Genomic DNA, 14344 nt, shown 5'->3' with positions numbered 1-14344 from the left:
CCAACGTGACTCAAGCCTAACAACTGGACGGCTTGAGCGTATTCATCCTCGGGTGGCTACTGTTGTCTCGTCCTCATCGCCGCCCGCCCAGCGTCGCCCCGCAGGTACGATCACCTGCCGTTGAGCGATGAAACGGCGGCGGCAAATTTGAACTAGTGTCCGCCTCGTGGCGGCAGAAAGACACCATGATCAGCAGCCGTTCCCGAGGCGCCTGCTGAGATTCCCAGCGCGAATTGCGGGCCTACTTGTTGCCGTCGCGATGTTTGCGACGCTAATGCCTGCGGCACCGGCCCACGCCGACGAAACCAAACCCGTCGCGGCCGGCGACACCATCACCCAGGGCGGAATCCGATGCACACTCGGCTACGTCTATCGTGTGCCCGGACACACCATGGGCGTCAGCGCGGGCCACTGCGCTTCCCCAGATGGTGGCCCGATCACCAACGTCGACGCCGGCGTCACCGGCCGCACCGTATCGGTCACTCTGCTCCCCGGCAAGGACACCCCCCACCCTCCCCAAAAAGACTGGTGGCTCATCGATTTCGGCGACGTCGCCTGGTCCGATCGCATCGCTGGCACCTCCTATCGGGTGGTCACCTACGTCAACGCCCGCGAATCGGACTGGGTATGCCACTACGGCGCGACCTCCGATGAAGAGGTCTGCGGCTTCGTCAGCGCTGTGAACACCCCTCTGATCACCGTCACCCAGACCGGCCGCAAAGGCGACTCGGGCGGGCCGACATACCTCAAGATCAGCGACACGCTCGTGGCTATTGTCGGTCTATGGCAAGGCCACTTCACCGAGCCTTATCGCGGCGGCTATGTGATGTCGCTGCCCGCCGCGCTGGCCTCCTTCCGCGACAACAGCGTCTGACTACCGCCCACTGACCGATGACGCCATGACCGGCCACGACCAACCAGACGACCCAGCCGCAGCCGCCAACCGCCGCTACCAAGCAGCGCTAAATGCCTTGCGCGACAGCGAGCGCCGCGTCCGCGAAGCCCACCAACAGTACGGATCGCTGTACTACCGCACCAAGCGATTCCAGACCATGACCACCATCCTCGAACGCGTCCGCGTTGGGCTGCTGCCCGCCGACTGGCGCGATCGCCTGCAGCCGGCCGACTACACCGATCTGATCGCCCACAACCCCGGCTACCAGTTCTACAGCGACGCCGACATCCTGGTCGTCGCCGAGCTGCAGGCGCGCCCGATCGCTGACTGGGAGCCGCACCGCGGTATCGGCTGGCGAGCCGCCCTGACTGCGTGGCGGGCCGCCGGCCACACGGTGCTCGACGACTACCTCGCCGCACACGACGCCACAGTGGCCACCATGCGCGCCAGCGGCGCCGCCCAGGCGACGATCGAGGCATTGCGAAACGCTCACCGCTCGCTGACCTCGCGCGCCCGCGTTATGCACGAGGCGTCGTATCGAGCCGGTCTGGCCGCCGGCGGCGACCCGATTGACTGGCGCGCCTGGCTGCGCGAACGGATCAGCACCTGGCCCGACATTCCAGTGCGCGCAACCGAACTCGACGCACTCAACGATCCGAACTACCGAAGCGACTTAGACGCCCTGCCCGCCTACTGGACATCTGGGTCGTCGCTTTAGACGCCGAAAGTCAGGCCCTCACACCCGAACTGGAGGATCAGAAGGTCAGGGTCTCAGCGCGGTACCGAGCAATCTCGGCATCACTGGGAATAATCCGGTCGCGGTCGTCGTCAGGGGTCGGCTCATCGAGCGGCCTGCCGATCTCCCGCCACGACCGCATGACTGCGGATTGAAACAGGATCATGATGCGTTCGCTGACCTCGGCCGCGGTCCAGCCGCCGGCCAGGATCTCGTCACCAATTTCGCACCACAACAGCCGCCCTGCCCCGTTTACGGCGAGTTTAAGCGCGCCGTCGCGCGAAGCCTCGGTGAAGACTCCTGCAGCATCACGGGCACGGTCCAATGGAATGTCGTAGCCCAGCGCTGCGTACTCCTCTTTGGCCGCAGCCATCACCGCGTCCCATGTTCGCTGCATGACATCGGTGACGGCCCGCCCGAGCTCCTTGGTGGTGTAGCTGTAGAGGACAGCCGCATCGATATCAAGTGCAGTGAGCGCACCGTTGCCGTCGAATCGCGCTACCACATGATCATGGAATCTTTGCTGAGCCCTCTCAGTAGCTCTCGCGCTTGCCGCATCCATCGCCGCTAACATCTCTTCCAACTGGGCTGCGCTTTGCCCTAATTCGGCGAGATCGTGCTCGATGATCGCTTGTTTGTGCTCGGCGCCGACCTCATCCCACGCCTTCTGGTAGGACATGCCTGGGTTCTCGGCCTGCTTGCGGCGGGCGGCTTTCTTTCGAGCGTTGTTGCTGGACAAAGTATCTCACTCCCATCAAAGGTCTCGCCCTGTCAGCCCACATCTGTACAAGGCGATGTTTCTTTGCTGGGTCTACCGCGAAACCCTGGGGGTCTTCGGCCCGGCAGGTAGGGGCTGTCCGATGTGGGCGGATCAGCCTGTTGCGGGCCTGGCCGTCGCGGGCGGCGCTGTGTCACAGCTTAGCGGATGTCGTCGGCACTCGTGTTCATCATCACCGCGCCGTGAACGACCCAAGGCGTGCAGTGTGTGGTGATCATTGTCGGGCGCACATGGCGCGGATGCCGCCGCTGAACGAGATGACGGCCTCCCAGTAGCGTTGATCGCTTGGCTGGTAGTTCGGCAGTCGTTGGACAAATTCATCTTCGTAGACGGCTTGTGCGGTCATGAGGCCGGCCAGAAACGGGTCCTCGGCCTTTTCGGCTAGTCGACGCATATCGGCGGCCTCGGCTTCTAGTACCGGGATCACCTCATTGGTGAGGGCGCGCCGGTGGGCAGGCCAGCGGTCGGCCGGCACACTCGGGTCGGCCGCCTTAGCCCAGGCCCTGCGGCGGTCGTTGTAGGAATCCAGCATCGATGACCATTCAGCACACACTGGCTCGGGCGCCGCCGGGACTGTCGGTGTGAACTGCACCGGCTGCGCCGCCTCCGGCGGCTGGCTGTCGCCGCTGCGGGAACCACTAACCAGAGTCCCGACGAGCCCACCGACGATGAGCGCGGCAGCGGCGGCCGCGCCGGCGATCATCGCGGTGCGGCGCCGAACTCCGCTGCTGGTCTCGACCGCAAAACGCGGTGTGAGCGTCCCCCCGAACTCGGTAGCGGGCCGATCGATGACGTCGCTCACTGCGACGTCGATGGCCTCGGACGGTGTCTGAATCTCGGTGAGCTGCTTGACGAATCGCGCCACGGCGAGATGATGCGCGTTGTACAGCGGCCCGGATGCGGTTTCGACCGGCGGCACGAACCGGGTCACCAGTGCTCGGTGCAGCCCGGATTCGCGTTCCACCTCAGCTGCGCTCATCCACGGTCCGCCAGGACCTGCGGCCTGTCCGGTCCCCACGTGGGCCGTCCCTCCTGTCAGCTTCTGCGCTTCGGCCGCGGGCCGCGGCGCGATCGTCTTACTCTTCCCGCCACGCTTTGGCGTCGACGAGGCTGCGGTCGTCATCGGCTAGCAGCGCACCGACGGCCATGGTGGCACCGATCGATTCCGGGCACGGGCTCAGTGAGCCATCGACGTCGCGGTGATCGGTTGCCTCACCGCAGAACTCACATCTGTGCCCCGCCATCACTGCCTCTGCTGCGCCCGCGCCCAGTTGGCGATCTGCGCGCACCGTTGCGCCGCACGACGATACTCATGTGCCTGCGCTCGGAAGTGTTGAGCCTTTTTGACCGCCCAGTACGCCGAGAACTGTGGCGACATTAGCGGCCATGTCCCACCCGTGATCCTGTGCCGGATCGGTTCGTCATCGCCGGGCATGGTTTCCTCGCTCTCTCTATCGCGGCCAGGACCGGCTACCAGACGATGGCGGCCATGTTGCGATTGTCGGAGACGACAGCGCGCACGGCGGCCTCGACGTCGGCAGCGGTGAGGATCTTCAGATCGTCGACCGACACCGGCGTACCGGAGCGCTTTTGGGCCGCCAGGCGCCGATCGCGGAACTCCTCGGCTCGCTCGATGACATTGCGGGCGAACCGCCCGTTGTGCATGGCGTCGATCCCGTGCTGACCGTCTGGGGTGGTGTAGGCCCGGATGGTGGTGGCCGCGTCCAGGAACGTCTGCCGCGCAGCATCGTCGAGCACACTGGCGCGTGGTGCGGCGTAGCGATGACCAATCTCGACGATCTCACCCGGCGAGTAGGACTCAAACCGCAGCTTGCGGTTGAACCGACCTGCCAACCCTGGGTTGACGGTGAGGAATTCGTCGACCTGATCCTCGTAGCCGGCGCCGATGAAGCAGAAGTCGAAGCGGTGTTTCTCCAGAGCCACCAGCAGCTGGTTGACGGCCTCCATGCCGATCATGTCGGGTCTGCCGTCCTGGTGACGCTCGACGAGGGAGTAGAACTCGTCCATGAAAAGGATGCCGCCCAACGACTTTTCGATCAGCGCGTTGGTTTTCGGGCCGGATGTGCCGATGTGCTCACCGCAGAAGTCCGAGCGTTTCACTTCGCGGATCTTGGGGTTGCGCACCAGGCCCATGCCGGCGTAGATCATGCCCAGCGCCTCGGCGGTGGTGGTCTTGCCGGTGCCAGGCGGGCCGACCAGCAGCATATGGTTGGTCTGTCCCTCCACGGGCAGCCCGGCCTCCAGCCGCATGGCGCGAACTTCGAGCTGGTCTTCTAGCGCCTGCACGGCCTGTTTGACCGCGGTGAGACCGACCTGCTTAGCCAGGAGTTTGCGGCCCTCGGCCAGCAGCTCCGCGCGCTGGCCCTGGGCCGCGTCGTCGTCGAGCTGGTCGCGGCTCTTGGCGCTGTTCACGTCCCAGCGGTCCGTGCGGCTGGCGATGGTCCGTTCGTCGGTGACCACCAGGTTCAGGTTGGGATCGTTGAGCGCGGCTTTGGCGTCCTCAGTCAGCACCCCGTTGATGGTGGCCTTTGACAGCCAAATCTGGGCCTTGTCCTCCTCCCCGAGCTGGCGGTACGCCATGCCCCGCATGTAGGCCAGGTCCGCCACCAGAACCGGAAAGTCCGCCAAATCGATCGAGGCAGTCAGCACCTCGGCGCCGAACCGGTCCGACGACCGGCTCTGCCCGCCGATATCTACCCGGTCCAGCCAGTCCAACGCCACACGGCCCTGCCCGAGATGCGCGGCGGCGTGCGCGGCCAGCGCGCAGATCGAGGCCGTCACTGCCGCCATGATGGTCGCCTTGCCCGGCAACTCCTCGGCGGCGGTGGTCAGCACGTCTGGCCACCGCTGTGTGGCGAACATCAGAAAGGCACGCGCGAGCTGATGCCACTGGTGATTAACCCACGAGTCGAGCAGTTCCTTGCGGGCGAGCAGTTCATTGGCGGCCTCATAGTCGCCGGCCATCGTCAACGCCGACGCCAGCGCCAACCCAACCTGTGAGGCATCGGTCACGGTGATCGACAGGTAGGGACCCAGCGGGATCTCGGCGGCCAAATGCTTGCCCAGCCGCGACGTTTCGCGGTGCAGCCAGTCCCCATTGGCGTAGAGCCGCTTGAGTGCCTCCAGGTCGCTATCACCACAAGCGACGCGCCCCAGCCAGGCATCGGCCATCGACGAATCCGCCTCTGTGGCTGCCATGAACTCACCCAGCGCCGCCTCGCGTCCGCGCTGCTCCATGATCACCATGGCCTTGTCGAAATGCCTACGCGCGGTGAGTAAGTCACTCATGGTGTGCTCCCCTGCCCATCGTTTTCCCTTCTACGACATCCAGCCACGTGCACCTGTGCCGCCGACGGCGCGCAGAGCCGGCGCGCGGTGATCATCAACCAAGCCCGGCCCCGCATGGTTGACGTCGGCCTGGCCGCGAATCAACGTCAGTCTCGGCCGTGGCGGTGTCGGCGCCTTGCCGTCCGGCAGCGGCTGACGGCCGGGGTCGGCCCACGCGTACAGCTTGGCCCAGTCCGTGTTGAAGTGCCGCGCCAAGACACCGCCCTTGTTGGCCGCCGGCACCGGCTCACCGTTTGCCTTCCATTGCTGCACGCGGTCCTGGGCGCGCTGCTCGGCTTGCGGGTTGTAGTGATCGCGGCAGTATCCGACCTCAGTGGCTTCGCCGGTCTGCGGATCACGATCAATCCAGTGGTGGGCCGGGTACCGCCCGCAGGGCTTGCCGGCGTTCTTGCCCCGCGTTTTGGGCACCGGGCAGCGGCCACGACTGTACGGGATCTCATAGCGCGGTATGTCGTCGGCGATGACGGCGCGCACCACCTGCGACGGCCGATAGACGCGGCGGACGTTTGAGTCCGGCGGGTCCATCATTTCGCCGACCGCCTGGGTCCAACTGCGTTGCCGGTCACCGTTGTTGCGCTGGGGGTCGACCAGGTAGGCCAGCAGGCACAGCGCGAACAGCTTTGCCTCGCGGCTCAGGTCGGGGTCGGCGCTGATGGCCAGCATGCGGTCACGTGCGGCGATCGCGCCGGGCAGGTCTGGACTCACAGCCACCTGCTATCGACGCGACGGCCGCGATAGCGTGCCCAGTGGCCGCAGCTCCTCAAGGAACCGGGTGTCTGGGCGCTGCCGAATCACCTCAGGGTCGTAGTTGCCTAGGATCGTCGCCACCTGATCGGCAAGCCGTGACAGCTCGGTCTGTACCGACTGCAGCTGCGCGCGGTCGGAGTCGGCGATCGGCAAAGTCAAGGCGTACGCGACGACCGCGTTGAGGTTCACGAGCGCACCGGACGGTTGCGAAGTTGGTTCACCCATGTGCTGTGCCCGCCTTTCGCTAGTTTGCGACCGACATGGTGATCGGCTCGCGGCTGACGTATCGGTTTTCGGCCCGAAACAGGTCCATCTCGACCATCCACGACTTGCCGGCCGCGCTGACGCGCAGCATCGCCCGATTGACTTGTTCGATGGTCACGTCGGCGGGGTTGATTTCGGGGGGCCGTGTGCCGGCCTCGGCGATGGTGATCAGTGTGCTCGGCCGAGGGGTGGGTGAGATCGGTCCATCGATGACGCTGACGGTGGTGCGTGGCGCCGGGCGCGGCTCACCCACAAGGGATAGTTCGGGCATGCGCACGCTGGCCCAGCGGGCTTTGTCGCGGGTGTGCACGCTGACCCGCTCACCGGCACCCACGGTGCGGATCACGATCCGCTTGGCGATCGCGTCCTCGGCGGCGACGAACACTCGTGAGGGCTCGCCCGGGTCGGTCAGCGGCATCATCAGCCGATCCCCGTTGGCCAGCTTGCCGATCAGCACCCCCGACGGCCCGATCTCGATGGGTAGCCGCCGCGGTATCGGACTGGGTTGCAGGCCGCGCAGCCGCGGACGTGGCCCGCACATGTTGGCCGCGGCGGCGGCTGCCTGTTCGCCGTTGAGGCGGCGCAGGATCACCGTCGGCGGTGTGGGCAACGGCATCGGGGTGCGCACGCTGACGGTGGCCGTGCAGGTGCGGTCGGGGTAGATGGTCACATTCTGGACCACCTCGTCGGCGGGCAGATTCCATGCCTGCGCCAGTGCCTGGGAATTGAGGTGCTTGGCCGGATAGGCGTAGGCGCTCACCCAGCCGGCTTCGGTGCGCAGCGCCTTCCACTTCTGGGCCGCCGGCGAGGCCAGCGCCTCGGCGCCGAGGCGCCGATCGAGCTCGACCAGTTCGGTCGCGGTGCCGACCCGAGCCCGCAGTCCTTCCACCCGGAGGGCAGCGGCTATCCGCTGGGCCAGCGCCACCGTGGCCGCGCCGACGGTGGTGCGCCAGCGCAGCGCTTCGGTGTTGGTGATGACCGGCAGCCGAGCAATCAGCCACGTCTCACGCCGGCCGGCATACGGTGGTGTGCCGATGAACTGGTCGTAGACCCGCGGATAGTCGCCGGTGATACCGCGGCGTGACCCGATACTGACCACACTGAGCGAGTCCAACTCGAGCCCCAGTGGCTGGCGCAGCATCGGCATGAGTGTGGCGATGTCGATGAAGTTGTCGGTGTCGACCAGAGATCCGGTGACCGTGGTGGCCGAGTGCGCTTTGCCGAGCAGCTGCACCGCAGCCACCGAAACACTACTGCTGCTCAATTCGCACCCCACCGCCAGATCTGTTGTTGGCCACCGTAATCGGATCATTCCAGCTGATCACGCTGCGCCGGGACCGCAGCGCTAGCAGCGCCCACGACCACACCGGCTGACCCCACCACGGAACGAACACCACGACGATAGCCACGCCGGCGGCCACGGCGGCGCCGACGATGCCGCCGGTGGTCCCGCCGGCGGCGACGTAGCCGCCGATCACCCAGCCGAGGAACCCGGCCAGATACACCACGCTCACCGACACCAGCCGCCGATTACTGGCCGCGCTGAACCCGGTCAGGTTGGGCTGCAGACGCCGCCTGCTCATCGCGCCCTCCGTATCCGCGCAGCGATCATCACGATCAGCACGCCGCCACCGATCACCCCGAGGAATCCGATGGCGATGTTGCGGGCGCGGTGATCCGGAGGCGGCGGCGGCGGCGCCGGCGTGAGCACCCGCGATTGCGACCCGGGCGCGATCCGCTCACCGGGCGGGATGTTGAACGTCAGCGCCGCAACGGGATCCACCAGCCCGTAGCCGACCTTGTTGTCCACCCCGGTCGGCGGGTTGTGCGCGGTCTGCACAATCCGATTGATCACCTGATGGGCGGTCAGCTCGGGGTATTTGGCCCGTACCAGCGCGGCCAGCCCACTGACGTAGGCCGCCGAGAAGCTAGTGCCCCAAAACGGGGTGTTCTTGTCCCCGGGCTTAGACGGCGGGTAGGCGTTGACCGGCCCGCCGCCCTGCGGCGACAGGCCCATGATGTGCGTTCCGGGTGCCGCCACCGCCACCCAGGGGCCGGACATGCTCTTGTCCAGCGGGGCGCCGCTGGCATCGACCGCACCCACCGAGAGCACATAGTCGTTGAACCACGACGGACTCGACACCACTTTGACCTGGTCCCAGTCGCGAACATCGTTGGGGTTCAGCGGGTTGAACATCGGGTTGTTGTCGCAGCCACCCTCACCGACGTTTCCGGCCGCGGCCACGATCACCGCGTCTTTGACCGTCGCGGCATACCACAACGCCGCCCCGAGCGCCCGCTGATCCAGCGTGCCCGCCGCCGGCAGACACGAGGTCACCGAAATGTTGATGACCTTGGCGCCCATATCAGCCGCATGCACGACCCCGCGCGCAACCGTCGACAGGGTGCCGGCCTTGATGTGCTCCTCAGAGTTGGCGCCCCGCGGCGGGGGATTGACCGGCTCGTAGGCACGTGAGGACTGCCGGATCGAGATGATGGTCGCGTGCGGGGCCACCCCGACCACCCCGTCGGGAGCACCCGGCGGTGGCGGCGGCACCGCGGGCTCATCGTCGGACTGCGGGTCCGGCGGCCCCTGCGCCGGCGCGACCGGCGGCGCAGGTGGCGGCGGTTCGGGCGGCGGCGGCGCTGGTGTCTCCACCGTCGCCGTGATGGTCACCGGGGCCGGCGGCGGTGGCGGCGGCAGCGGCGGCGGGATATCGACCGGCGGCAACGGCGCTGAGGTGACCGGCGGCGGACCGGCCGGGGCCGGGAACGCCGGCCGCGCCGGCAACGGCTTGGGCATCGGCAACAGACCCTGCGGGGAGCCGGCGATGATCGAGGCGACGATCGTGCCGTGCGCGTCGCAGTCCTGCAGCCCGGCCAGCCCGTCGTCACCGCCCATGATGTAATCGCCGCCAGCCACCACCGGCAGCCGGGGGCTGGGCTGCACGCCGGTATCGATCACCGCCACCGGCACCCCGTTACCCGTCGAGTATTCCCAGGCCTTGCTGATCGACAGCAGATCAAACCCTGGCGCCATCAGCGACACGTCCGGATTACGCACGGTGATCGGCGTACTGCAGGAGTTCGACCGCCGCATCGGCTCATCGGGTCCCGGCGTCCCACCTGCGGGCACCATCGCCGGGTCCACCGACGGCGGCCTGATCGCATGTGCTGCAGGAATATTGGCCGACAGCGCCACGAGACTGACCACCGCCCCGACGGCGGCGGCCCGCCAGCACCCCCGATTCAGTTGCGCACCCACGCGAACAGTCCCCCCAACCAGGCGGCCAAGGGAAGAACCGCCACCAGCGCCAACACTTCCAGCCACTCCACCGCCAGGCGGATGAAGGGAATAAACCGAGTCACAGGAACCAAAAGCCCAGCGGCCAAACCCAATCCGGCGAAAATCACCGCCGCGGCCACCGGCCACAACAGCCCGGCCGCCGAATCGCCGGGCGCATCCAGCGCGTACTTGACGATGCCGGCGAACACAGCCGTGCACGATCCGCACACCAGCGCGATCGCCTGCCAGCGGGCGGCGAATCCGCGACCCTGGGTGATGAAGATGCCGGCCACCAGCGCGGCCAGGATCAGCGCCGCCCACTGTCTGGGCTGGCCGGGAGTGAGTACCAGCCACACCGCCACCGGCAGTACCGCCGAGACCGCCGCGCACATCCCGACCTGCACGGCGTTAACCAGCCGCGCCGACGCGGCGATCGCCTCACCGCGCGCGGAGGTGTCGATCAGTTCGTCGTCCTCGTCCTCGTCTTCACTGACCGGCGACACGGTGTCCACCGGCAGCCCTTCGCGGCGGGCGAACAGGTCACGCCCGGTGATCGACCCGAAATACGGGGGCCGCACCCGCGCCACCCACAACGCCACAGTCGGGGTCAGCCGCACCAGCAGCAGCAACGCGAACAGCAGGCAGATACCGATGACTTGCGGCGTAACTGACCACCACATCCGCGCCGCGGCCACGCCCGCCGCGATCGAGCACACCGTCACCAGCCCCGCAGCCACCGCGGTCTGCGACCGGGTGATCACACTGATAGCGATCGCACCCAACGCTACGATCACCACGCCGATCAGCGCATGAGCGGCTGCCAGCGCCCCAGGCGGCGCGCACGCCGCCGCCACCGCCACCGCCGCGACCGCCAGCCAACCGAATCCGCTGATCAGATCGCGCCGCGCCGGCCACATGCTCCACACCACCGCGGTGCCGACCACCAGTAGCGCACCGACCCCGCCGGCCAGCGCCGCCGGCGCCCAATGATCGGTGAAGGTGCGCGCCCGCAACGTCAGCGCAACGACGACGGCAACAGCCATCGCCAGGATCGCGATCGCGGTGTGCGCGGCGGTCAGCGCGGTCACCGGCGTGAACATCCGATCCACCTTGACCTTGAGCAGGTTGGCCACGGTCTGCTCGTCGAACTGATGGCGGCACGCCGGGTTCGGGCACACGATTTCGGGCTGCTTGCCCAGCCGCCGGCCGACAGCGGCCAGCGCGCTCGACAGCGACTCATATTGCGGCTCAAACGAATCCCCGGCCGCAGCCGGAACCAGCACCAGGGTGTCGCCGTCCTGCACGCCCAACTCGTCGAGGCTGCGCGCGATGTCCAGCCGCACCCCGTTGACCTTCTGCAGCTCATAACTGCCCGGCGGCAGCGAGACCCCGTCGGACCCGCGCCGCTTCAGGTCCTCGTCGAGCAGTTCCACCATTCCCTCGAAGAATTCCTCCACCGGAATTCCGGCCGGGACCACCTGGGACACCAAATGCTTGTCGTAGGCCAATGTGACCTGGCAGCGCGCTGGGAAAGCGACCTTTGTGGGGGCGGTGGCGGCGGTCGGCGATGTCACTGACGAGACCTCTCGGTATCGGGCACGTATTTGTCGGCGAGGCCGGCGGTGATTTCAAAAAGGCGCAGCCGCGTCTTCTTATTCACCTCGTTGACGGTATCGATGATGCCGCCTTTGGCTAGCTGCGGATCGAACGGCAGCACCTCAACGTCGGCGCCGATCTTGCTGAACCGGTCGGTCAGGTAGGCCACCGCGTCACTACTGGTCGCATCGGTGCTGTGGTTGATGATCACGGTGGAGCGCGACACCAGCTCGTGATAGCCCTGCGAGCCGAGGTAGTCGATGGCCCGCGACACCGGCCGTGACCGATCGGGGGTGATGCCAGCCACGAACACCAGGGTGTCGGTGCTGTCCAGAACCGCCTTCATCACCGGATGCTCAAGGTCGGTACCGGTGTCGACGATGATCACGTTGTGGGTGCGCCGCAGCCGCGACAGCACACCGCTGAACATGGCCGGCACCAGCGGCCGCGGCTGGTCAGAGGTGCGGTTTCCGGCCAGCACATCCAGCCCGATCCCGTTTTGGCCCAGGTGCTCGCGGATGTCGGCGTATCCCTGAACGTCGGTGTCTTGCAGAATGGCCGAGTAATCGCCCGGCGGGGACTCGTCGATGCGGTCGGCCAGCGTGCCGAATCCGGGCACCGCGTCGATGGCCACAACCATTTCGGACCGGACTTCGCGGAACACCCCGCCGACGCAGGCGGCCACCGTCGTCGTTCCGTTACCGCCTTTACCCGACACAAACGTGATGACGTATTGCCGCCGAATATGCCGCCTAATACGGCCCTTCAATTCGCGGTAGTGACGTTCCCGAGGTGATTCGCCGGGATTTATCAATTGGAAAGTGCATTTATACAGGAATTTGCGCCAGCCGGACTTCGGTGGAGGCTTTCTGGGTGGCGCCATGTCGGTAATGCGCATAGAGTCCGCCACCGAATCACGGTAGTGGCGCCCGTACGACGGATCCCCCCGCCCCGGCGGGCCTTCGTCAGGCATATTCGGATCATTCCAAGGGCTCGTCACGAACGCGATGCTAACACGCTGCGCGAAACCTCGTTTACACCAATCTTTATCACCATCACTAACCCCTCAGCTGCGTTAACAGCTAATACCACGTAACCCCGCAGTACGGCATTTCCACCGGATAAAGCCGCCGGTCGCAGACAGCTCTCAAGAGTTCCTTTGGCGAACACGAATTAAGTGCCTGGCGCACGCTCCGCGCGGCCCGATTGATGCGCTACCTCACCACACTGACGCAACGTTGATCCGAGCCGCGATACCAGCCGCCGATGCAGTGGTCGAACCGGCCGGAGGTTCGCACTCGGGCGAACACATCGATCCCCAGGTGCACGTTCGCCGCCCGTCCGAGGAACGCAGCCCTTTGCAGAACGTCCTTCTGGATGTGGTCGCCGTCGCCAACGAGAAGCAGAAGCGGCGGGAAATCAGACCACGACTGCCCCAGACTGCGCCGCAGCCTGTCCTCGACCATGGCGAGGACAGCGTCTACATCCCGCACGCGGGTGCCAACAACCGTTGCACCGGCGGCGACAACCTCGTCACGAGCGGTTTGCGAGATCGGACCGTTGGATGTGCTCTCGATCATGAGGCAATCCCACGCCTCACCGCGAACCTCAGCAACGATCGCCTCAACCCCGCCTGCGTACCAGCCTGGCACCCACGTGTGCGTCAGGCCGACAGCCTGGGCCACGCCAGGGCGCCAGTCGGCGCCAAGAAACGCCTCCGTCAACACGCCTCCCAACGCTCCTGCTTCTTCAACACGGCCCATTTCAACAGCTAGACCACCCGGCGGTAGGAGTGCCAGTCCTGCCCCGCGGGCAGCCGGCGAATGAGGCGGCTGACCGCGCCGCCGATGTCGCTGCGTGTGCCCGGCGAGAGGACCCGGTAGCGGCGTCCTGCGGAGTCGAGATCTTCGATGCAGACCCGCCCGGCGGGGGTATCGACGACCGCCACCACCGCATCGCCGATGGCCAGTCGCGCGGTCTTCTCCGGGCCGGCGCCGGCTTGCATTGCCACGATGGTGGCCTGCGACGAGCGGCCTGAATCGGCGACCGCGGACAAGATCTGCATCTGATCGGCGTCCAGGCGCTGGTCCATCAGAAATGATCGAAGGCTCGCAGCGTCATGCACGCTGCCTAACAGTTCTTTGGTGTCGAGGGTGACCGGTCGCAGCGGCGCGGCCTCGGTGACCCCCAGTAGGCGCTCGATCTGGCCGACCAGCAGATCGCTGGCCGAGGCCTCATCGCGCGATGTGCCCGCCGGGCTGAGCCGCACCAACTCGCCGTAGCGCTCCAGAACGACCCACCAGGATGCAAACCGGCAGATCGAGGCCTGGGTCGGTTCGTGGCCGGGCATGGTGATGGTGACAAGTAGCGCCAGATCGCGGCGCATGATCACGGTGAGCCATTCGCGGATCATGGGGTCCACTTCGCCGGCGGCGTCGATGGCCGGGACCGGGGTGATGGCGCGCAGCTCGTCAGCCATCGGGTGTCTCAGCGCCTCGTGCGCGGTTTCCAGCCGCGGAATCAGTGGGCGCAGCCTCAGCTCCGGGCACAGCTGCTCGATGCCCGTCACTGCTTGCAGCACCCACAGGCCGTCGACTGTTGTTGTCAGCACGCTACTTTCACCTTCACCCGTTGCCTAGACGGCGAAAGGTGGGGCACCCGCGCCCTACTGCG

13 protein-coding genes and 1 pseudogene are annotated in these 14344 nt (G+C 66.7%); 2 read left to right on the top strand and 12 right to left on the bottom strand.

What is annotated here, in order from left to right; all coding sequences use genetic code 11:
• Positions 1 to 274: 274 nt before the first annotated feature.
• Both RMCN_RS03890 and RMCN_RS03885 read left to right on the top strand, forming a co-directional pair.
• Positions 275 to 874 carry a chymotrypsin family serine protease gene (locus RMCN_RS03890; RefSeq protein ID WP_067387439.1) on the top strand — a complete coding sequence of 200 codons (600 nt, stop codon included), beginning with the start codon at positions 275 to 277 and terminating at the stop codon, positions 872 to 874.
• 25 nt (positions 875 to 899) lie between these two features.
• The gene (locus RMCN_RS03885) at positions 900 to 1613 is read left to right on the top strand and encodes a hypothetical protein (protein ID WP_067387437.1); all 714 of its coding nucleotides are present in this window, start codon (positions 900 to 902) and stop codon (positions 1611 to 1613) included.
• Positions 1614 to 1650: 37 nt separating this feature from the next.
• Here the strand turns inward: RMCN_RS03885 and RMCN_RS03880 are convergent, their stop codons facing one another.
• The 12 genes and pseudogenes from RMCN_RS03880 to RMCN_RS03830 all read right to left on the bottom strand — a co-directional run bounded on the left by RMCN_RS03880 (position 1651) and on the right by RMCN_RS03830 (position 14282).
• Positions 1651 to 2370 (bottom strand): hypothetical protein, encoded by a 720-nt coding sequence (locus RMCN_RS03880; protein WP_131808503.1) that lies wholly within the window; start codon positions 2368 to 2370, stop codon positions 1651 to 1653.
• A gap of 253 nt (positions 2371 to 2623) precedes the next feature.
• The gene (locus tag RMCN_RS03875) at positions 2624 to 3388 is read right to left on the bottom strand and encodes an ESX-1 system-associated protein (protein WP_067387435.1); all 765 of its coding nucleotides are present in this window, start codon (positions 3386 to 3388) and stop codon (positions 2624 to 2626) included.
• Positions 3389 to 3485: 97 nt separating this feature from the next.
• Positions 3486 to 3698 (bottom strand): hypothetical protein, encoded by a 213-nt coding sequence (locus RMCN_RS30775; RefSeq protein WP_131808502.1) that lies wholly within the window; start codon positions 3696 to 3698, stop codon positions 3486 to 3488.
• A gap of 181 nt (positions 3699 to 3879) precedes the next feature.
• Positions 3880 to 5718, bottom strand: coding sequence for a type VII secretion AAA-ATPase EccA (gene eccA, locus RMCN_RS03870; RefSeq protein ID WP_067387434.1), 1839 nt, complete (start codon positions 5716 to 5718; stop codon positions 3880 to 3882).
• A 30-nt stretch (positions 5719 to 5748) separates the two neighbouring features.
• A complete protein-coding gene (locus tag RMCN_RS03865) occupies positions 5749 to 6483 on the bottom strand; it encodes a hypothetical protein (protein WP_067387433.1) in 735 nt (244 codons plus the stop codon).
• 9 nt (positions 6484 to 6492) lie between these two features.
• Entirely contained in the window at positions 6493 to 6750 is a 258-nt protein-coding gene (locus tag RMCN_RS03860; protein ID WP_067387432.1) for a hypothetical protein, read from the bottom strand.
• Between the two features lie 19 nt (positions 6751 to 6769).
• Positions 6770 to 8357, bottom strand: a pseudogene (gene eccE, locus RMCN_RS03855) (type VII secretion protein EccE).
• Positions 8358 to 8368: 11 nt separating this feature from the next.
• Positions 8369 to 10054, bottom strand: a complete 1686-nt coding sequence (gene mycP, locus RMCN_RS03850) for a type VII secretion-associated serine protease mycosin (protein ID WP_067387430.1) — start codon at positions 10052 to 10054, stop codon at positions 8369 to 8371.
• A complete protein-coding gene (gene eccD, locus RMCN_RS03845; protein ID WP_110765746.1) occupies positions 10039 to 11649 on the bottom strand; it encodes a type VII secretion integral membrane protein EccD in 1611 nt (536 codons plus the stop codon). Before eccD ends, mycP begins: the two co-directional genes overlap by 16 nt.
• The gene (locus RMCN_RS03840) at positions 11646 to 12671 is read right to left on the bottom strand and encodes a CpaE/TadZ family protein (protein WP_110765745.1); all 1026 of its coding nucleotides are present in this window, start codon (positions 12669 to 12671) and stop codon (positions 11646 to 11648) included. The genes eccD and RMCN_RS03840 overlap by 4 nt, the downstream gene beginning before the upstream one ends.
• A gap of 214 nt (positions 12672 to 12885) precedes the next feature.
• The gene (locus tag RMCN_RS03835; RefSeq protein ID WP_067387428.1) at positions 12886 to 13398 is read right to left on the bottom strand and encodes a hypothetical protein; all 513 of its coding nucleotides are present in this window, start codon (positions 13396 to 13398) and stop codon (positions 12886 to 12888) included.
• Between the two features lie 44 nt (positions 13399 to 13442).
• Complete coding sequence (locus tag RMCN_RS03830; RefSeq protein ID WP_067387427.1) at positions 13443 to 14282, bottom strand: ESX secretion-associated protein EspG; 840 nt, start codon at positions 14280 to 14282, stop codon at positions 13443 to 13445.
• Between the last annotated feature and the right edge of the window lie 62 nt (positions 14283 to 14344).

It is taken from the genome of Mycolicibacterium novocastrense (assembly GCF_001570485.1).
GTDB lineage: Bacteria > Actinomycetota > Actinomycetes > Mycobacteriales > Mycobacteriaceae > Mycobacterium > Mycobacterium novocastrense.
The sequence above is the reverse complement of the archived record's forward strand: the minus strand, read 5'-3'. Positions and strand labels throughout refer to the sequence as shown.